The organism is Roseateles sp. 22389 (assembly GCF_052044995.1).
Lineage (GTDB): Bacteria > Pseudomonadota > Gammaproteobacteria > Burkholderiales > Burkholderiaceae_C > Roseateles.
This window is the reverse complement of the sequence record NZ_JBQEOF010000001.1, coordinates 263,795-282,203: the sequence shown is the minus strand read 5'-3', so window position 1 is coordinate 282,203 and position 18,409 is coordinate 263,795. Positions and strand designations below refer to the sequence as shown.

The window sequence follows — 18,409 nt, the reverse complement described above, 5'->3', positions numbered from 1 at the left end:
GGGCAGCGATCAGATCGACGCCACATCCCGGCGTAAGCCGGCAATGAGGACGAACACACACATCAGGAATCCTGCGGCGACGGTTCCTAGCACGGCTAGCATCGCTCGCTTGGGCTTGCTCTTGCGCTCCGGCGCCGTGGCCTTGTCGATGACCTGGAAGAGCGTTGCATCGCGGCTCTCGTCAAGCTTCGCAGCCTCAAATTGCTTCGCGAAAAGCTCCTGCAGCGTCTCCTGGTACTTGAAGTCCCGGTAGGCGCTTATGTAATCCGTCCCGGTGTCCTGAGGCCCGGAGGCCTCGGCCGAGCGCAGTTGGCTCTGCAAGGCTCCCAATTGGACACGCAGTGCCTGGACCTCGGGCGACGTGTCGGAACGGCTCTGTCGCAGCGCGGCAAGTCGCACCTCGGTGGCGTCGACCTCGGCCTTGAGCCGGGCGAAGGACTCCGCAGCGGTCCTGGGCTCGGCCTTGATGGCCCCGGCATTGAAGCCGGACGCCTGCAACCGGGCCTGGGCCTGCACGAGGCGCTGACGCGTCTCGGTCAGTTGCTCCTCGAAGAACACGCGTCGTTGCTGCGCTTCTGTCAGAGCCAACCCCTTGGACATCTCCTTCAGCGCCTCGACGAAGGCATTCGCGATGTCGGCAGCTCGCGCGGGGTCGGTGTCGTCCACTTCCACTGCAATCAGGTTGTCCTTCTTGCCCACGTTCATGCGCACGCTGCCATCGAGCCGGCGCCGCGCGTCGACGCGGAAAGGCACGTCGTAGAGCTCGATGAGCTTGAAGCGGTCGATGATCTGGTCCATGACCGTGTTGCTGCGCATCAGCGACACATATTGGTCGGCCGGCGTCTTGATTGGCGTCAGGCCCGCTAGTCCAACCAGTCCGCCAAACGAGGCCAGGGCCGAGTTGGCCGAGCCTTGCTGCTGCGGGCTCAGGAAGGTGGTCACAGCGGTGAACGTCGGCTTGACCAGATAGGTCGCTCCCAGAGTCATCATGCCGGCAGCCAGCGACACGCCAACGATCAGCCTCCATCGACGCCACAGGATGGAGCCAAGTTGCAGCAGGGAAACGGTCTGGGCGGGCGACAAACTGTCGCCAGCGCCGGAAGTCGAGGATGAAGGCTGAAGTCCGACCACGGTGATCCTGAATGGGGATGAATCGACGATCAAGGAGTCCGGCGCAGCATCGACGAACGCCACGACCGAGCAGTGGGCGCCGAGGTCGACGACCGGCGCGCGATTCTACGCGCTCGACGATGTGGACCGCCCTTCGCGCGCACCGGGCCGGAGATCGCTGCTCCTGACATATTCGGGTACGACGCGCCGCAACCACGAACGCGTGGCTTCCGACTGCCAAGCGGGCGCCGCGCCGGCCACCACGGCGTTTAACCAGTCCATCAGCAGACCGCCGCCGGCAGCATCCGTCAGCTTGGCGATCAACAGCCGGGGAATCTGTGTCCGGATCGTCAGATCGGCATCCGCGATCAGCTCTTCATACAGTTTCTCGCCCGGCCGTAAGCCCGAGAACTGGATCCGGACCTCGTTGGGGTCCTTCCCGCTCATCCGAATCATCGTCTTCGCCAGATCCACGATCTTCACCGGCTCCCCCATATCGAGCACGAACACCTGCCCCGACTCCCCGATGGCGCCGGCTTGAACCACCAGCCGCGCCGCTTCCGGAATCGTCATGAAGTACCGCGTGATCTCCGGATGCGTCACCGTCACCGGCCCGCCCTTGGCGATCTGCTCCTTGAACTTCGGAATCACGCTCCCGCTGGACCCGAGCACGTTCCCGAACCTCACCGCCATGAACTTCGTCGCATGCCCCTGCCCCGCCATGTGACTGATGACGAGTTCCGCCGCCCGCTTCGTCGCCCCCATCACATTCGTCGGATTCACCGCCTTGTCCGTCGAGATCAGCACGAAGCGCTCGGCCCCTGATTCAGCCGCCGCCGTGCACGCGTGATACGTCCCCAGCGTGTTGTTCCTCAGCGCGGCCCACGCGTTCTCCTCCTCCATCAATGGCACATGCTTGTAAGCCGCCGCATGGAACACGATCTGAGGCCGGTACTTCCCGAACGTGAACCGCAGGTGCTCCAGGTCCTTCACATCCCCGATCAGCCGTACCAGCGGGATATGCGGGAACTTCTCCGACAACTCCTGCTCGATCCGGTACAGCGCGAACTCGCTCAACTCATACAGCACGATCCGCGACGGCCCATACCGCGCCACCTGCCGGCACAGCTCCGAGCCGATCGACCCGCCCGCCCCGGTGATCAGCACCGTCTTGCCGCCGATGCACTCGCTGATGCCGCCCTCGTCGAGCTGCACCGGCTCGCGGCCCAGCAGGTCCTCGGGCTCGATGTCCCGCACCTGGTTCACCGCGCGGCCCGCCAGCAACTCCTGGCTGCTCGGCACCGTCAGCACCGCCAGCCCCGTCTTGCCCGCCAGGTCCAGCGCGCGCCGCCGCTGCGCCGTCGTCGCCGCCGGCATCGCCACGATCACATGCGTGATGCCATGCATCTCCGCCAGCCGCCCCGCGTCCTCCAGCGTGCCGATCACCGGCACGCCGGCCACGCGCGCGCCGCGCTTCTCCGCCGCATCGTCCAGGTAGCCCACCACCACCCAGCCCTGCTGGTGCTGGATGCCCGCCACCAGCAGCCGGCCCGCGTCCCCCGCGCCCATCACCAGCGCCCGGCGCTGCTCCAGCGCACTGCCGCTGATGCGGCTGCGCATGTGCTCGTAGAGCATGCGGTAGCCCATGCGCATCGTCGCCAGCGCCATCAGCGTGAACACCGGATGCAGCGCCAGCACCGCCCGCGGCACCTTGGTCAGCTGCGCCATCAGCACCGCCACCGCCGCCACCAGGCCGGCGGTGATGCACACCGCCGCCAGCCGCTTGACCTCGCCGAAGCCGCTGAAGCGCCACATGCCCTTGGGCACGTGGAACAGCCGCAGCAGCACCCCGTACAGCGCGACGATGCCCAGCATCACCCAGTGGTCGTAACCCGGCCTGGCTTCGAACCAGCGCTCGAAGCCCAGCCGGAACAGATAGGTCGCCTGCCAGGCCAGCGCCACCGCCACCATGTCGAGCGCCAGCGCCAGCGCCTCGCGGTAGGGCCGGATGCGCGTCAGGAAGGCATCGAGGGACAACCAGTTCATCGTGTTCTCTTGTTCCGTGCTCGGTGCCCGGTGCTCAGGCCTTGATCGCGCCCAGCGTCGCCAGGATCAACCGGATGTCGCCGCCCAGACTGGCGTTGCGCACGTAGTCCGCCGCCAGGCTCAGCTTCATCGGCATGACCACCTCGACATACTCGCGCTCCGGATCCTCCGCCCGCGCCAGCAGCTCGCTCTCGTTGCGGAAGCTCAGCGAGGCCGGATCGGTGATCCCCGGCCGCACCGACAGCACCAGCTCGCGCAGCTCCGCCGGATACAGCGCCACGTAGCGCGGCACCTCGGGCCGCGGTCCGACCAGGCTCATCGCGCCGCGCAGCACGTCCCACAGCTGCGGCAGCTCGTCGACCTTGCTCGCGCGCAGCCAGCGTCCGCTGCGGGTGATGCGCGCGTCGTCGCCGATGGTGATCTGCGGGCCCAGCCGTGGCGCGTCCACGCGCATCGTGCGGAACTTGTGGATGCGGAAGCTCGCGCCGAAGCGCCCCACCCGCTCCTGCCGGAACATCACCGGCCCCGGCGAGTCCAGCTTGACCCATACCGCCACCGCCAGCAGCAGCGGGCTCAGCAGCAGCAGGCCGATGCCGGCGCAGACGATGTCGAAGAGTCGCTTGGCCATCGGCCGTCCCCGCTCCGTGTCCCGTCCGGCCCGTTCAGACGCCCAGCGCGCGGCGCACCGCGGCGATCACGCGCTCGACCTGGTCGTCGGTCATCGCCGTGTACAGCGGGATCGTCACCGTGCGCTCGTAGGCCTTCTGCGACTCGGGGAACATCTCCGGCGTCAGGCCGTAGCGCTCCTTCCAGTACGGGTGCTGGTGCAGCGGCACGTAATGCACGCTGCAGCCGATGCCCTGCTCGAACAGGCGCTCGATGAATTCGTCGCGGCCGATCGGCGCGTCCTCGGTCAGGCGCAGCACGTACAGGTGCCAGCTGTGGACGTCGCCCTCCGGCGCCTGCGGCGGCAGGATCAGCGGCAGGTCGGCCAGCGCCTCGAAGTAGCGCGCGGCGATCTGCTCGCGGCGCCGCTGGAAGGCCGGCAGCCGCTTGAGCTGGTGCAGGCCCATCGCCGCGGCGATGTCGGTCAGGTTGTACTTGAAGCCGGGCGCGACGATCTCGTAGTACCAGCTCGGCACCTTGGCGGTGAAGCGGTCGAAGGCGTCGCGGTTGATGCCGTGCAGCCGCATCACGCGGGCGCGCTTGGCCAGCTCCGCGTCGCGGGTCACCAGCATGCCGCCCTCACCCGTGGTCATCGTCTTGTTGGCGTAGAAGCTGAACACCGTCGCATTGCTGCCCATCGTGCCGATCAACTCCTTCTCCAGCGTCGTGGGCAGCGCGTGCGCCGCGTCCTCGACGACCTTCAGCCCGTGCCGGCGCGCGATGTCCAGCAGCGTCAGCATGTCCACCGCCAGGCCGGCGTAGTGGACCGGGATGATCGCCTTGGTGCGCGGCGTGATCGCGGCCTCGATCTGGTCGAGCGCGATGTTCATCGTCTTCGGATCGATGTCCACCAGCTTCACGTCCGCGCCCATGTAGCGCACCACCTCGGCGGTGGCGGTGAAGGTGTGCGTGGTGGTGATGACCTCGTCGCCGGGCCCGATGCCCAGCGCCTCGAGCGCCAGGTGCAGCCCCGCCGTCGCCGAGTTGACGGCGATGCACTCGATCTGCGGTTCGTTGAGGAACTCGGCGAAGGCCTGCTCGAAGCGCTTGGCCTTGGGGCCGGTCGTGATCCAGCCGCTCCTGAGCGTGTCGACGACTTCCGCGATTTCCTCGTCGCCCAGCTCGGGCAGCGCGAACGGCAGGAAGGGGAGCTTCTGGTCGGGGTTCTGGCTCATGGTGTCTTGGTGATCAGCGCCAGCACGTGGCTGCGCAGGAAGGGCATCGTGTTGAGGACGCGGTAGGCGCCGGGGTGCAGCCGGCAGGCGGCGCGCGCGATCGGGGGAGCCAGCGTGACGCGGCGCACCGTCGTCCGGCCCTCGGGGAACAGCGCGCGCACGCGCTTGAGCGGCACGCCCCGGACGTCGGGATTGCGCGGATTGTCGACGATGAAGTCGTACCAGAGCACCGCCCCGCCCGGCCGCAGCCAGCGCCACATGGCCTGCGCCAGGCGCCGCTGCAGCGCATCGTCCAGGATGGACGAGAACACCGTCGACTGCAGCACCAGGTCCTGGCTGCCGGGCTCGACCTCGGCCTGCGACGCATCGCCCGCCAGCAGCCGCACCTGCTGCGGCAGCGCGGCGCGGGCCGCCTCCAGGCGCTCGGGCAGCAGCTCGATGCCGGTCAGGTGCTGCGGCAGCAGGCCCAGCCGCAGCATGTCCATCAGGTTGCCGCCCGCGCCGCAGCCCACCTCGGTCATCCGCCAGCCGCTCACCGGCGCGTCGGCCTCGGGCATCGCCGCGCGGTGCGCCGCCAGCAGCCGCAGCATCGCCGCCTGGCGCTCGTGCAGCATCTGCCAGACCTCGGGACGCAGCAGGCTGTAGCGCTCCAGGCCGGCCAGCCGCTGGTCGCGGCGGGCGTAGCGCTGGGCGATGGCCTCGAGTTCTCGGTCCTGGGTCATGGCAAAGGTCCTCGCGGCAGGTCAGGACACCGCGTCGATGAAGCGCTGCGCCAGCACTGGGTAGGTGTGATTCGCCAGCACGAACTCGCGACCGCGGCGCCCCATCTCGGCGCGCTCCCCGGCCGGCACCGCGGCCAGCGTCAGCAGGCCGTCGGCGACGGCCTTCGGATCCTGCGGCGGCACCGTCAGCCCGGCGCCGGCCTCGGCCACCGGATCGTTGCCGGCCTCCACCGAGTGCAGCACCGGCCGCTGCGCCATCAGGTAGTCCATCAGCTTGTTGGGCGCGATGCCGAAGCGGTAGATCGGCGTGCGCTGCCAGCCGATGTAGGCGATGTCGAACCCCTTCAGCAGCGACGGGATCTGCGCCTTGGGGATCGCGGGGAACATCGCGACGTTCCCGATCGCCTCGTCGCGCACGCGCGCCTCGAGGTGCTCGCGCAGATGACCGCCGCCGACCAGCACGACGCTCAGCGCCTTCGCAGCCGGATCGGCGCGCTCCTTCAGCAGCTTCGCCGCGTCCAGCAGCACGTCCAGCGCGTTGGGCTCGCCCATCGAGCCGGCGTAACCGACGACGGTGCGACCGGCCGCGCGCTCGGCGTCCAGGTGCGCCTGGATCGCGGGCTCGAGCGGCTCGCCGTGCTCGGACCACTCGTCCAGCGTGATGCCGTTGGGCACGATGTGCAGCTTCTTCAGGTCGAGCCCGTGCGCGGCCATGTGCGCGTGGACCTTGGGCAGCATCGAGACAACGACGTCGGCATCGCGGTAGGCGTCGTTCTCCGCCTTCTGGCAGAGCATCGCGAACGGATGCCACTTCGACATGCCCGACAGCTCGATCGGCGACAGCGGCCACAGGTCATGGACCTCGTAGACCAGCTTGGCCTTGGCGAGCTTGGCCACGCGGCGCGCCACCCACACGTCCATCGGGTAGGTGCTGGAGGCGATGACCACGTCCGGCGCGAATTCGCGCGCCAGGATGTCGGCGTCCTTCCAGACCTGCCGGCAGAAGGACCAGATGTTCTTGACCCGGCCCATGCCGTTGCCCTGGTACTCGGGCGTGTCGTAGAAGAGGTAGTTCACGCCGCTCATCGCGGCCATGCCGGGCTCGGGCTGGGTCGTGCGCACGTGCGAGTAGGACGCGCCCAGGATCAGCGCCTGGTGCCCGGCCCGGACCCATTCGCGGGCCAGGTAGAACGGGCGGAACTCCATGCCGTGTTTCGGCGAGCCGGCGTAGTGGTTGATCAGCAGCAGCTTCATGGGGACGTCGGGGAAAGGCTCTCGCGGGTCAGGCGCCTCAGGCGCGTTGCAGGCGGTCGACGAAGCGGGCGACGGCGGGACCGAACATCGCATGCGCCGCCACCCAGGCGCGGTTGGCCGCGCCCAGGCGGTCGGCGTCGACCGCCTGGCCTGCCACGTCGGCCTCGCCGACCAGCATCCGCAGGCGGTCGGGCAGCGCGCCCAGGTCCTCGTCGTCCTTCAGGATCAGGCCATGGCGGCCGAGCAGCGTGTCGGGCTGCCCCAGCGCCAGACTGCCGGCGGTGCCCAGCAGTTCGTGGTTGGCCGGCAGGTCGGAGAGCAGCGGCAGGCACTCGTGCGCCATCGCCTCCAGCACCGACACCGACACCGAATCGCTCTCCGGCAGGCTCAGGAACCAGCGCGCCGGCGCATAGCGGCGGCCTTGCGAGGTGGCGTCCAGCCGCCCGGTGAACTCGACCCGCTCCGCCAGGCCCAGCGCGCGCACCTGCTCCTCCAGCGCGCCGCGCAGCGAGCCGTCGTTGGCGACGACCAGGCGCGCCTCGGGCTGCTTCGCCGCGATCGCGGCGAAGACCTCGATCACGCGGTGCGGGCGGTAGATCGGCTCCAGGCCGCGGTTGGCGTAGAACAGCCAGGGCTGCTTGCGCACGTTCTGCTTGGGCAGCTGCTCCAGGCCGAAGGGGAAGGTCATCACCTCGGCCGCGCCCAGCTCGCGCATGCGGGCGCTCATGAATTCGGAATCGGAGGTCGTCACCGCGCAGGCCTTGAGCACCTGCGTCGTCAGCCAGCGGTAGGCCCAGCCCTGGCCGGGCGCGACCAGGATGTCGCTGCCCCAGGCCGAGCCCGCGATCCGCGCGCGCAGCTTCCAGCCGCGGCGCGCGGCCCAGGCCAGCGTGCCGTGCGAGGTCAGGTAATGCGCATGCAGCCAGTCGGCATCGACCTTCTTGAGCCACGCCCCCAGCGCCGGCAGCTGCTTGAGCACCGCGATGTTGCCGCCGCCATGCGCGGGGTCGGTGTTCAGCGCGAGGCGGCGGTCCTCGGGAATCAGGAAATGGAACTCGGGCGCGAAGCCGCGGGTGGACGCGGCCCAGAGCTCGATCTCGCGGCGCTGCGACAGCGCGCGCGCCCATTTCAGCAGGTGGGGACTCTCGCCGTCCCCGATCAGGACCAATCTCATGCAGGCACTCCATGGGCGACGGGCCGCGGCGCCGAGCCGCGCACCAGCCACGCCAGGTAGATCGCGAAATAGATCGGCAGCAGCACCGCGATGGCGCCGAGCGCCGTCGTCAGCGCGCCGCCGGCACTCAGCACCAGCGCGACCGGCAGCACGTACAGCGCGTTGCCGACCAGGCTGAAGGCCAGCGCGCCGCGCTGACGTCCGGTGACCATCGGCGTCACGGTCAGCGGCGCGGCGATGAAATGCGCGGCGACGTAGGGCGCGATCCAGCGGCCGTACTCGCCCGCGGTGGTCCAGTCCTGGCCCAGCAGCCAGCCGAACAGCGCCGGGCCGACGGCGATCAGCACCGCCATGCCGGGCAGCGCGACCATCGCCAGCAGCCGGATGCCGCGCAGCAGGCGCGGACGCAGGTCGACGCCACGTTGCCAGTCGCGGGCGAGCTCGCCCAGCAGCGCCTCGGACAGCGCGCCGCCGACCAGCGTCGCCGGCGCCTTCACGAGACGCACCATCAGCGCGTAGTAGCCGGCCGTGGCGGCATCGGCCCAGGCGGCGATCATCGCCAGCACCAGCGTCTCCTGCGCCGCGTTGACGAAGGCATGCGGGCTGTTGAGCAGCGGGAACTGCTTGTAGCGCCAAGCCAGCCGGCGCAGGTGGCGCCAATGCCAGGACTTGCCGGCCTGGTCCAGCCGCGTGGCGCGGCGCCAGCGCGCGCCGCGATGCAGCAGCCACAGCGGCGCCAGCAGCGCGGCCAGGCTCTGCGACAGCACCAGCGCCGCCACGCCGGCGAAGCCGCCCAGCGCCGCCAGCGCCTGGGCCGCGGCCATCACGCCCTGCTGCAGCACGCGCGCCTGCGCGATCACGTCGATGCGGGCCTGGCGGTTGTTCCACAGGCTCAGCGCCTGCTGCATGCCGGCCAGCGCGACCACCGGCGCCAGCATCAGCAGCCACGGATCCAGCTGCGCGAGCGACACCCAGCGGCCGCCCAGCCGCGCATGCTGGGCCATCAGCAGGTGCCAGAGGCCGGCACCGGCGGCCGTCAGCAGGCCCATGGCCAGGGCGATCCACAGCGCCAGCTGCAGCACCAGCGCGGCCTCGCCGTCGCGGCGCGGCATGACGATCGCGAACTCGTAGCGCGCGTTGGCGATGGTGGCGAGGTTGGCGGCCAGCGCGACGAACAGCGCCCAATGCCCGAGCGCCTCGGCGCCGTACCAGCGCGTCAGCAGCGGCGCGATCAGCATCGGGATCGCCTGCGTCAGCATGGACGCGCCGGCGAGCTGGGCGAAGCGGCGGCGGACGGTCATCGGAGCTGGCCTCCGTGACGCTCCGCGATCGCACGCACCGCGGCCCGCTGCGAGGCGCTCAGCCGCGCATGCAGGCCCAGCGGCAGGTTGAGCACGGTGCGGGCCGCGCGCTCGCCCTGCGGGCAGTCGCCCGCCGTGTAGCCGAAGCGACGGCTGCCGCGCGGATGGACGACGTCGTCGAACCAGGTGCCGCCGACGATGCCCGCCGCCTCGAGCGCCACCACGGCGGCGTCGCGGGACGCCGCATCGGGCAGCAGCAGCGGGTAGCGCAGCAGCACGGCGCCGGGCGCGCGCACCGGCCATTCCCAGCCCGGCAGATTCGTCAGCAGCGCGTCGAAGTCGGCGGCCTGCGCGCGGCGCAGCGCATGGATCGCGTCGAAGCGACGCGCCTGCGTCCATCCGATCGCAGCGCTCAGCGGGTGCAGGCCGGCGCGGTAGTCGGGCTGCGTGTCGCCGGCGACCTCGCTGTCCGGCGTCTTCGCCACCACGCCCAGCATCCGCGATGGCGCGCGCAGCAGCGCGGTCAGCGCGCTCAGCACCGGGCGCGGCAGGCTCATCGTCAAGCGGTGCCAGCCCAGCGTCAGCAGCTGCCGCAGGACGGTGCCGGTCGACGGCGCCCGCAGCGCCGGCAGGCGCGCCGCGAAGCGCTCCCGCGACGGCGGGTGATGGATGACCAGCGCGCCGCCGATGCCGGTGGTCAGCGGCTTGGAGTACTCGAAGCTGAAGAAGGCCGCATGGCCCAGCGTGCCGACGGGGCGGCCCACCGCGTCGGTGCTGCCCCAGGCGTGGGCGGCATCCTCGACGAAGACGACGTCGGGGTGCTGGATGCGCAGCTCGTCCAGGCCCTCGGTGACCAGGCCGAAGTTGTGCGGCACCACGACCAGCCGCGTCTCGTCGCTGATGGCGTCGGAGATCGCATCGGGCGTGGGGTTGAAGTCGTCGCGCGCGATGTCGACGTAGCGGACCGACAGCCCCAGGTGCATGAAGACGTTGGGCACGACCACGCAGGTGTAGCCCGGCAGCAGCACTTCCGAGCCGGGCGGCAGGTCCAGCGACGCGGTGAACGCGTGCAGCGCCGCGCGGCCGCTGCCGAACAGGCGCACCTCGCCGTCGACCGCCGGGTCCAGGCCCAGGCTGCGCGCGAAGGCGGCGCGGAAGTCCTCGAGGCTGGCGGTGCCGCGCCGCAGCCAGTGCCACAGCGCCACGGGCAGGTCGCGCCAGCGCAGTGCGCCGGCGACATGACCCTTCATGAGGACGACGACGGCGGACGCGCGCCGTCGACCCGGTGGAGCGGCCGGGCCGGCACGCCGCCGTAGACCCAGCCGCCGGGGAGGTGGCCGCGCACCACGGCGTGCGCCGCGACCACCGCGCCGTCCTCGATCACGCTGCCCGGCAGCACCGTCACGCGGGCGCCGAGGAACACGTTGCTGCCGATGCGGATGTCGGCGCGCTGGTAGTGCTCGCGGAAGAGGCCGGTGGCGGTGACCGCGTTGGACTCGCAGAAGAGCATCAGGCCGGGGCCGATGGCGACGTCGTCGCCGATGGTGAGCCGCTGCTGGCCGATCAGCAGGTAGCCGCCCGGCGCGATGTGGCTGCGCACGCCGATGCGGAAGCCGCCGGAGCCGCTGGCCAGCAGCTGGACGTCGCGGTACAGGATGGATCCCGCGCCGAGCGCGCTGCCCGCGCCGCAACGCACCCGCGCGCCGGGATGGATCTGGGCGCGGGTGCCGACGCGCAGCCCCAGGCACGCCGCGACGCGCGCGCGGATCCGCGCGCGCACCGCATCCAGCGTGTAGCCCAGCAGCATCGCGTTGGTGGCCTTGTCCAGGGGTTGATCGGAAGGGAGGAGATCGGCAACGGCCCGGGCGCGCGCGGCGCTCAGGCCAGCGCGACGCGCAGCGCGGCGACGACCTCGTCCTGCTGCGCCTCGGTGAGGTCGGCGCTCATCGGCAGGCTCATCACGCGCCGCGCCGCGGCCTCCGCATGCGTCAGCGGCGTCGCGATGCGGCAGCGCTGCTCGTAGGCGGGCTGGCGGTGCAGCGGCTTGGGATAGTGGATCGCGGTCGGGATGCCGGCCTGCTTGAGCGCCTGGACCACCGCCTCGCGCTCGTCCACCTGCACGGTGAACTGCGCCCAGACGCAGTCGCGGTCCTCGCGCACGGCCAGGCGCTGCAGCGGCAGCTCGCCGATCAACTGCTGGTAGCGCTCGCCGATGGCCAGGCGCCGCGCGATCTCCCAGTCGAAGCGTTCCAGCTTGCCCAGCACCACCGCGCACTGCAGCGTGTCCATGCGCCCGCCGACGCCCACCCGCGTGTGCGTGTAGCGCTGGCTCTGGCCGTGGACGCGGATCTCGCGCGCGGCCTGCGCCAGCGCGTCGTCGTCGGTGAACAGCGCGCCGCCGTCGCCGTAGCAGCCCAGCGGCTTGCTCGGGAAGAAGCTGGTCGCGCCCCAGGTCGAGAGGCCGCAGCTCCTGCGGCCCTTGTACGTCGCGCCGAAGCTCTGGGCCGCGTCCTCGATGACCGGGATGTTCCCGTGCCGCGCCGCGATCGCGTTGATCGCGTCCATGTCGCACACCTGGCCGTACAGGCTGACCGGCATGATCGCCTTCGTGCGCGGCGTGAGGGCGGCCTCGATCAGCGCGGCGTCCAGGTTGCAGCTGTCGGGCTCGATGTCGACGAACACCGGCACGCCGCCCAGCAGCACGATGGTCTCGGCCGTCGCGGCGAAGGTGAACGGCGTGGTGATGACTTCGTCGCCGGGCTGCAGGTCCAGCGTCATCAGCGCGATCAGCAGCGCCTCGGTGCCGCTGGCCACGGTGATGCAGTGGCGCGTGCCGGCGTAGGCGGCCAGCGCGGTCTCCAGCTCCTGGACCTCGGGGCCCATGATGTACTGGCCGTGGTCGAGCACACGCTGGATGCGCGCGTCGATGGTGGTCTTCAGGGCGGCGTACTGCGCCTTGAGGTCGATGAAGGGAAGGCTCATGCCTGGGGCTCCGTGGCGTCCAGCAGGCGCAGCGTCCGGCCGGTGAGTTCGTAGCGTTCGCCGCTGGCCGGGCAGGCCGCGTGGCCCTGGCCGTCGACGGGCAGGTCCAGCTTCTCGCCATGGCGGCTCATCCAGCCGATCTGGCGCGCCGGCACGCCGACCATCAGCGCATACGGCGTCACGTCGCCCTTGACGACCGCGCCGGCACCGATGAAGGCGTACTCGCCGATCGTCGCACCGCAGACGATGGTGCAGTTGGCGCCGAGCGTCGCGCCGCGCTTCACCAGCGTGTGGCGGTATTCGTTCTTGCGCGGCACCGCCGAGCGCGGGTTGTAGACATTGGTGAAGACCATGGACGGACCGCAGAAGACGTCGTCCTCCAGCGTCACCGCGTCATAGACCGACACGTTGTTCTGGATCTTCACGTTGCGGCCGATGGCCACGTCGTTGCCGACATAGACGCCCTGCCCCAGCGAGCAGCCCTCGCCGATGCGCGCGCCGGCGCAGACATGGCTGAAGTGCCAGACCTTGGTGCCGTCGCCGAGCTGCGCGCCGTCGTCGACGATGGCGCTGTCGTGCTTCCACCAGCCCATGTCAGAACACCAGCGGCAGGCCGACGCGCTGGCCGTCGCGCGCGCTGCGGTAGGCGGCGATCAGCAGCTCCAGCGAGCGCAGGCCCTCGTAGCCGTCGACCTGCGCCTGCGCCTCGCCGCGCAGCGTCTGGATGACGTTGTCGTAGTAGGCCGCGTGGCCGAAGCCGTAGACGCTGGGGGTCTCGTAGCTGGCGTTCTTCACCCGCTCGTCGTCGGGGTGGGGCGTGTCGAAGGCCCAGTGCTCGATCTTGTTGACCGCCGTACCGCCGATCTTGACCGTGCCCTTCTCGCCCAGGATGGTGATCGAGCCTTCCAGGTTCTGCGGGTAGGTCAGCATCGTCACGTTGATGCTGGCCAGGCCGCCGTGACGCAGGCGCAGCGCCAGCACGCCGGTGTCCTCGGCCTCGATGTCGCGGTCCAGCGTGGCCGTGTAGGCATGCACGTTGTCGACCGGGCCGACCAGCCAGTCCAGCAGGTCCACGTAGTGGCTGGCCTGGTTCATGAAGGCGCCGCCGTCCATGTCCCAGCGGCCGCGCCAGCGGGCGGCGTCGTAGTAGCTCTGCGGGCGGGTCCAGAACACGTTGACCGTGCTCATGAAAATGCGGCCGAAGCGGCCCTGGTCCAGCGCCTGCTTGACCAGCTGCACCGTCGCGTTGAGGCGGTTCTGCTTGACGACGAAGAGCTTCACGCCGGCGTCGCGGCAGGCGCGGACCATGGCCTGGCCTTCCTCGAACTTGGTCGCCATCGGCTTCTCGCTGAGCACGTGGCGGCCGGCCTGGGCGCAGGCGACGGCCTGCTGCGCGTGCAGGCCGCTGGGCGTGGACAGCACGATCAGGTCGGCGTCCGAGCCGGCCAGCAGCGCGTCCAGCGAGGCGAAACCGCGCTCCGGCGGCAGGCCGGTCTGGGTCAGCGCGGCCTGGACGGCCTCGGGGCGGGTGTCGCAGACGGCGACCAGTTCGGCGCGACCCGCGTGGCGGGTCAGCGCCTCGACGTGGTTCTTCGAGATGCGGCCGCAACCGACGAGGGCGACACGGACCGGGCGGTCCAGGATGGGGAACTGAGGCATGGCGCGCGATTTTAAGAGCCTAAAATCGCGCCCAGCTTTTTCCAGGTCCACGATGAGCCAGCCCCAAGCCCCCCACACCGGCGCCGACCAAGCGGCGCCCGCGCAAGACGACAACAAGCTGATCGCCGAACGCCGCGAGAAACTCGCCGCCATCCGCGAGAAGGCGCAGGCCAAGGGCGTCGCGGCCTTCCCCAACGATTTCAAGCCCCAGCACCGCGCCCAGCCGCTGCAGGCGCAGTACGGCGAGCTCCCCAACGAGGAGCTCGAGCCCCAGGCGGTCGCCGTGACGGTGGCCGGCCGCATGATGCTCAAGCGCATCATGGGCAAGGCCAGCTTCGCCACGCTGCAGGACGCCACCGGCGCGATCCAGCTGTTCCTCTCGAAGGACGCGCTGGGCGAGGAGGTCTACAACGACTTCAAGCACTTCGACCTGGGCGACATCCTGGGCGCCGAAGGCACGCTCTTCCGCACCCGCACCGGCGAACTGTCGGTCAAGGTCACGACGCTGCGGCTGCTGACCAAGTCGCTGCGCCCGCTGCCGGACAAGTTCCACGGCATGGCCGACCAGGAGCAGAAATACCGCCAGCGCTACGCCGACCTGATCTCCGACGGCAAGGCGCGCGAGCGCTTCGTGGCGCGCTCCAAGGCGGTGTCGTCGATCCGCTCGTACATGGTGGAGAACGGCTTCCTGGAGGTCGAGACGCCGATGCTGCACCCGATCCCGGGCGGCGCGAACGCCAAGCCCTTCATCACGCATCACAACGCGCTGGACCAGGAGATGTACCTGCGCATCGCGCCGGAGCTCTACCTGAAGCGCCTGGTGGTGGGCGGGTTCGAGCGCGTGTTCGAGATCAACCGCAATTTCCGCAACGAGGGGATCAGCGTCCGGCACAACCCCGAGTTCACGATGATGGAGTTCTACGCGGCCTACTGGACCCACCAGGAGGTCATGAGCTTCACCGAGGAAGTGATCCGTCACGCGGCGCGCGCCGCGACCGGCAGCGCGGTGGTGAGCTACGCGGGCAAGCCGGTGGATCTGGAGAAGCCGTTCGCGCGGCTGTCGGTGCGTCAGTCGCTGATCGTGCACGCCGGCGTGAGCGAGGCCGAGGCCGATGACGCCGAGGTGCTGCGCGCCAGGCTGAAGGCGCTGGGCGAGGAAGCGCCGGCGCATTGGGGCCTGTCGGCGCTGCAGTTCGGGATGTTCGAGGCGGCGGTCGAGGAAAAGCTCTGGGAGCCGACCTTCATCGTCGACTACCCGGTCGAGGTCTCACCGCTGGCGCGCGCGTCGGACGCGGACCCGACGATCACCGAGCGCTTCGAGCTGTTCATCACCGGCCGCGAATACGCCAACGGCTTCTCCGAGTTGAACGACGCCGAGGACCAGGCTGCGCGCTTCCAGGCGCAGGTTGCCAACAAGGACGCGGGCGATGAGGAGGCGATGTTCTTCGATGCGGACTTCATCCGCGCGCTGGAGTACGGCATGCCCCCCACCGGCGGCTGCGGCATCGGCATCGACCGGCTGATGATGCTGATCACCGACAGCCCGTCGATCCGCGACGTGATCCTGTTCCCGGCGCTGCGGCGCGAGGGTTGAGCGAAGGCGGACGGCTGCTGGCCCTCACCCCTGCCCTCTCCCGCAAGCGGGAGAGGGAGTAAGAAAAGAAGGCACCAAAGCAGAAAGGGACACCGAGAGGTGTCCCTTTCTGCTTTGGCCTCCCCCTGGCCGGCCGGTGCGCCCGGCAGTGTCGAGGGGGAAGCGGCCTGCCTTACTTGGCGGCGTTGCCTTCGTTCGACGCGCCCTTCTTGGCGGCAGTCTTCTGGGCGGAGGCCTTGGCGGCCAGTTGGGTGGCCGTCGGGGCATTGATGCCGTTGTTCAGGGCACCGACGCCCGCTTGCTCGGCGCTCAGCGCGGCGACTTCGCCGGAATCGCGGGCGGCTTGCAGTTCGGCGATGACTTCGGCACGGGTCTTTTCCACCGGCTCGGCGGCGAAGGTGGCGCTGGCGCTCAGGAAAGCGGCGGCGATCAGGGCGGTCTTGGTCAGCGTGTTCATGGCGGTTCCTCTCGGTTCGTTGCACCGGACTCCGCACTCCGCGTCGTCCATGGGCTGAACTCTAGGCGCCGACCCTCAGGGGAAACACTAGGTATTCTGGAAAGATCCATTCAAGGATCGTCAACAATCCTGCGCTGGTGTGCGAACCGTACACCGATCGGGATCAAGGATTGTTTCAATCGGGGTCCGCAATGAGGCGGACCCTCCACGGCCGCTGGCGGAAGAAGCGCACCGCTACCGGCATGGCCCCCTCTCCCGCTTGCGGGAGAGGGAAGGGGTGAGGGCCAGCAGCCTGTGCAAGCCCTTCCCCTTCAGCTGTGCTTGAACACCGGCGCCCGCTTCGCCAGGAAGGCTTCCATGCCTTCGCGCTGGTCGTCGCTGCCGAACAGCGCATGGAAGTGGCGGCGCTCGATGGCGACGCCTTCCTTCAGCCCCCCCTGGTAGGCCAGGTTCACCAGCTCCTTGATCAGCATCGTCGACGGCCCGCTGAAGCCGTTGATCGTCTCCGCCGCCGTCAGCGCCTCGGCCATCAGCTGCTCGGCGGGCACGACGCGCGACACCAGCCCGGCGCGCTCCGCCTCGGCCGCGTCCATCATCCGCGCGGTCAGCAGCATGTCCATCGCCTTGCTCTTGCTGACGGCGCGCGGCAGGCGCTGCGTGCCGCCGGCGCCCGGGAGGATGCCCAGCTTGATCTCCGGCTGGCCGAAGCGCGCCGTGTCCGCCGCGATGATGAAGTCGCACATCATCGCCAGCTCGCAGCCGCCGCCCAGCGCGAAGCCCGCCACCGCGCCGATCACCGGCTTGCGCACCTGCAGGATGGTCTCCCAGTTCTTAGAGATCAGCCCGCTCTTGAACGCCGACATGAAGGTGTGCGGCGCCATCGTCGGGATGTCCGCACCCGCGGCGAAGGCGCGCTCGCTGCCGGTCAACACGATGCAGCCGATGCCGTCGTCCGCGTCGAAGGCCAGCAGCGCGCGGCCCAGCTCGTCCATCAGCGGATCGCTCAACGCGTTCAGCTGCTTGGGGCGATGCAGCCGGATCACGCCGGTCTTGCGGTCGCCGGTGCCGGCCACCTCGACCAGAATGTTCTCGAACGCGACGCCGGTCAGGGCTTGAATCATGGAGGTCTCCTTCAACTTGGAATGGCGGCAACTATAGGGCGCTGGTCCGGGAGCGCGCCTTCACCGACCCGCCGTGGACGCCGCCTCCACCGCGGCGCTGGCGGCGGGCGCGGCCGTCGCGGGAGCCAAGGCCTGCTTCGGCGGCGCCTTCAGCACCAGGTCGATGTGCGTGCGCGGGTCCTTCGCGCGGTTCTGCCAGAGTCGCACCCGCACCGGCAGGTACTGCAGCGACGGCGCCAGCCAGAACTCGGCCTGCATGTCGCCGCGGGTGTCGTCCATGTCCGAGTCCACATGCCAGGCCGGGATCGGCCCCAGCGGCGTCGCGACCTCCTCCAGGCCGGTCACCCGGTAACGCCACAGGTGGAGATTGCGCGGCAGCGCCAGCGACTGCTGGATCAACAGGTCGCCCTGCGCCGCCTGCCGGCCGGTGAGGAACAGCCAGGTGAACTGCACGAACTGGCTGGCCGCGTCCTGCGTGCCGTCGGGCATCGGTTCGCGGCGGCCGTCGGCCATGCGCACGCCGCCGTCCTCGAAGCGCAGCGTCAGTTGCCGGTTGCCGCCGGCCAGTCCGCCGGTGACCTCGTCGAAGCGCCGCGGCAGCAGGCCCAGCGGCGTGATCTCGCCGTCGCTGCTCAGCCGGCGCGACATCAGCGGCGCGATCCTCGGGCCGATCCAGGCCTCGAGATGGACCTGGTAATGCGAGCCGTCCCGCAGCCATTGCACGCGCGCGTCGCCGTGGACCGCGCCGCGGTAGTCGCCGGTCAGCCGGTAGTCGAGCTCGGTCGACAGCGGCCACTCGATGCCGGGCGTCCATTCGCCGACGGCATCGGACACCGCCAGGGCCGGCGGCATCGCCAGGGCCTGCAGCTCCGGCGGCGGCTCGCTGGCGACGGGATCGGGCGGCAGCGGCGCCGGGCCCTCGCCCAGCGAGGGGATGGAGGGGACGATCCGCCGCGGCGTGCCCGGCGGGCCGGCCTTCTCGGGGGTGGCCGGCGGCGGCGGCGCGGCCGGTTTCAGTTCCTGGACGAAGACCGCTTCGATCCGGTCCGGCTCCGGCGTGTCCGGCATCCAGCGCTCGTGGAGCTCGCGGGCGCCGCTCAGCAGCCAGAGGTGGGCGGCCAGCACGGCCGCCGTCAGCCCGCCCAGCG

17 protein-coding genes are annotated in these 18,409 nt (G+C 70.3%); 1 reads left to right on the top strand and 16 read right to left on the bottom strand.

Annotated elements, in window-relative coordinates; all coding sequences use genetic code 11:
• Positions 1-9: 9 nt before the first annotated feature.
• The 13 genes from ACTJKJ_RS01240 to ACTJKJ_RS01180 form a co-directional block, all read right to left on the bottom strand.
• Positions 10-1,194, bottom strand: a complete 1,185-nt coding sequence (locus tag ACTJKJ_RS01240) for a GumC family protein (protein ID WP_440819345.1) — start codon at positions 1,192-1,194, stop codon at positions 10-12.
• Between the two features lie 42 nt (positions 1,195-1,236).
• Positions 1,237-3,156, bottom strand: coding sequence for a polysaccharide biosynthesis protein (locus ACTJKJ_RS01235; RefSeq protein WP_440819344.1), 1,920 nt, complete (start codon positions 3,154-3,156; stop codon positions 1,237-1,239).
• Between the two features lie 34 nt (positions 3,157-3,190).
• The gene (locus tag ACTJKJ_RS01230) at positions 3,191-3,784 is read right to left on the bottom strand and encodes a sugar transferase (protein ID WP_440819343.1); all 594 of its coding nucleotides are present in this window, start codon (positions 3,782-3,784) and stop codon (positions 3,191-3,193) included.
• A gap of 34 nt (positions 3,785-3,818) precedes the next feature.
• Positions 3,819-4,997 carry a DegT/DnrJ/EryC1/StrS family aminotransferase gene (locus tag ACTJKJ_RS01225; protein ID WP_440819342.1) on the bottom strand — a complete coding sequence of 393 codons (1,179 nt, stop codon included), beginning with the start codon at positions 4,995-4,997 and terminating at the stop codon, positions 3,819-3,821.
• Complete coding sequence (locus ACTJKJ_RS01220) at positions 4,994-5,719, bottom strand: class I SAM-dependent methyltransferase (RefSeq protein ID WP_297383178.1); 726 nt, start codon at positions 5,717-5,719, stop codon at positions 4,994-4,996. The genes ACTJKJ_RS01225 and ACTJKJ_RS01220 overlap by 4 nt, the downstream gene beginning before the upstream one ends.
• 21 nt (positions 5,720-5,740) lie before the next feature.
• Positions 5,741-6,973, bottom strand: a complete 1,233-nt coding sequence (locus ACTJKJ_RS01215) for a glycosyltransferase family 4 protein (RefSeq protein ID WP_183482350.1) — start codon at positions 6,971-6,973, stop codon at positions 5,741-5,743.
• Positions 6,974-7,010: 37 nt separating this feature from the next.
• The gene (locus tag ACTJKJ_RS01210; RefSeq protein WP_440819341.1) at positions 7,011-8,147 is read right to left on the bottom strand and encodes a glycosyltransferase; all 1,137 of its coding nucleotides are present in this window, start codon (positions 8,145-8,147) and stop codon (positions 7,011-7,013) included.
• A complete protein-coding gene (locus tag ACTJKJ_RS01205) occupies positions 8,144-9,448 on the bottom strand; it encodes a lipopolysaccharide biosynthesis protein (RefSeq protein ID WP_343603780.1) in 1,305 nt (434 codons plus the stop codon). The genes ACTJKJ_RS01210 and ACTJKJ_RS01205 overlap by 4 nt, the downstream gene beginning before the upstream one ends.
• Entirely contained in the window at positions 9,445-10,698 is a 1,254-nt protein-coding gene (locus ACTJKJ_RS01200) for a DegT/DnrJ/EryC1/StrS family aminotransferase (RefSeq protein WP_297383185.1), read from the bottom strand. Before ACTJKJ_RS01200 ends, ACTJKJ_RS01205 begins: the two co-directional genes overlap by 4 nt.
• On the bottom strand, positions 10,695-11,255 hold the full coding sequence (locus ACTJKJ_RS01195) for an acyltransferase (RefSeq protein WP_297383187.1): 561 nt from the start codon (positions 11,253-11,255) through the stop codon (positions 10,695-10,697). The genes ACTJKJ_RS01200 and ACTJKJ_RS01195 overlap by 4 nt, the downstream gene beginning before the upstream one ends.
• 71 nt (positions 11,256-11,326) lie before the next feature.
• A complete protein-coding gene (locus tag ACTJKJ_RS01190; RefSeq protein ID WP_297383189.1) occupies positions 11,327-12,430 on the bottom strand; it encodes a DegT/DnrJ/EryC1/StrS family aminotransferase in 1,104 nt (367 codons plus the stop codon).
• Positions 12,427-13,023 carry an acyltransferase gene (locus tag ACTJKJ_RS01185; RefSeq protein ID WP_440819340.1) on the bottom strand — a complete coding sequence of 199 codons (597 nt, stop codon included), beginning with the start codon at positions 13,021-13,023 and terminating at the stop codon, positions 12,427-12,429. Before ACTJKJ_RS01185 ends, ACTJKJ_RS01190 begins: the two co-directional genes overlap by 4 nt.
• A 1-nt stretch (position 13,024) precedes the next feature.
• Positions 13,025-14,089, bottom strand: coding sequence for a Gfo/Idh/MocA family protein (locus tag ACTJKJ_RS01180; protein WP_440819339.1), 1,065 nt, complete (start codon positions 14,087-14,089; stop codon positions 13,025-13,027).
• Between the two features lie 52 nt (positions 14,090-14,141).
• Between ACTJKJ_RS01180 and lysS the strand changes: the two genes are divergently transcribed.
• Positions 14,142-15,683, top strand: coding sequence for a lysine--tRNA ligase (gene lysS / locus ACTJKJ_RS01175; protein ID WP_440819338.1), 1,542 nt, complete (start codon positions 14,142-14,144; stop codon positions 15,681-15,683).
• A gap of 172 nt (positions 15,684-15,855) precedes the next feature.
• Here lysS and ACTJKJ_RS01170 read toward each other — a convergent pair whose 3' ends face one another.
• From ACTJKJ_RS01170 to ACTJKJ_RS01160, 3 genes are all read right to left on the bottom strand, one after another.
• Positions 15,856-16,140, bottom strand: a complete 285-nt coding sequence (locus tag ACTJKJ_RS01170) for a DUF4148 domain-containing protein (RefSeq protein WP_175538337.1) — start codon at positions 16,138-16,140, stop codon at positions 15,856-15,858.
• A 311-nt stretch (positions 16,141-16,451) separates the two neighbouring features.
• The gene (locus ACTJKJ_RS01165) at positions 16,452-17,261 is read right to left on the bottom strand and encodes an enoyl-CoA hydratase (protein ID WP_440819337.1); all 810 of its coding nucleotides are present in this window, start codon (positions 17,259-17,261) and stop codon (positions 16,452-16,454) included.
• A 60-nt stretch (positions 17,262-17,321) separates the two neighbouring features.
• A partial coding sequence (locus ACTJKJ_RS01160) for a DUF3108 domain-containing protein (RefSeq protein ID WP_440819336.1) occupies positions 17,322-18,409 on the bottom strand: 1,088 nt, incomplete at its 5' end.

Excerpts from the sequence above, each read along its gene's own strand:
- ACTJKJ_RS01235 (WP_440819344.1), bottom strand. The coding sequence starts at position 3,156 with ATGAACTGGTTGTCCCTCGATGCCTTCCTGACGCGCATCCGGCCCTAC.
- ACTJKJ_RS01210 (WP_440819341.1), bottom strand. The coding sequence starts at position 8,147 with ATGAGATTGGTCCTGATCGGGGACGGCGAGAGTCCCCACCTGCTGAAA.
- ACTJKJ_RS01225 (WP_440819342.1), bottom strand. The coding sequence starts at position 4,997 with ATGAGCCAGAACCCCGACCAGAAGCTCCCCTTCCTGCCGTTCGCGCTG.
- ACTJKJ_RS01205 (WP_343603780.1), bottom strand. The coding sequence starts at position 9,448 with ATGACCGTCCGCCGCCGCTTCGCCCAGCTCGCCGGCGCGTCCATGCTG.
- ACTJKJ_RS01190 (WP_297383189.1), bottom strand. The coding sequence starts at position 12,430 with ATGAGCCTTCCCTTCATCGACCTCAAGGCGCAGTACGCCGCCCTGAAG.
- ACTJKJ_RS01215 (WP_183482350.1), bottom strand. The coding sequence starts at position 6,973 with ATGAAGCTGCTGCTGATCAACCACTACGCCGGCTCGCCGAAACACGGC.
- ACTJKJ_RS01195 (WP_297383187.1), bottom strand. The coding sequence starts at position 11,255 with ATGCTGCTGGGCTACACGCTGGATGCGGTGCGCGCGCGGATCCGCGCG.
- ACTJKJ_RS01165 (WP_440819337.1), bottom strand. The coding sequence starts at position 17,261 with ATGATTCAAGCCCTGACCGGCGTCGCGTTCGAGAACATTCTGGTCGAG.
- ACTJKJ_RS01220 (WP_297383178.1), bottom strand. The coding sequence starts at position 5,719 with ATGACCCAGGACCGAGAACTCGAGGCCATCGCCCAGCGCTACGCCCGC.
- ACTJKJ_RS01185 (WP_440819340.1), bottom strand. The coding sequence starts at position 13,023 with ATGGGCTGGTGGAAGCACGACAGCGCCATCGTCGACGACGGCGCGCAG.
- ACTJKJ_RS01230 (WP_440819343.1), bottom strand. The coding sequence starts at position 3,784 with ATGGCCAAGCGACTCTTCGACATCGTCTGCGCCGGCATCGGCCTGCTG.
- ACTJKJ_RS01180 (WP_440819339.1), bottom strand. The coding sequence starts at position 14,089 with ATGCCTCAGTTCCCCATCCTGGACCGCCCGGTCCGTGTCGCCCTCGTC.
- lysS (WP_440819338.1), top strand. The coding sequence starts at position 14,142 with ATGAGCCAGCCCCAAGCCCCCCACACCGGCGCCGACCAAGCGGCGCCC.
- ACTJKJ_RS01170 (WP_175538337.1), bottom strand. The coding sequence starts at position 16,140 with ATGAACACGCTGACCAAGACCGCCCTGATCGCCGCCGCTTTCCTGAGC.
- ACTJKJ_RS01200 (WP_297383185.1), bottom strand. The coding sequence starts at position 10,698 with ATGAAGGGTCATGTCGCCGGCGCACTGCGCTGGCGCGACCTGCCCGTG.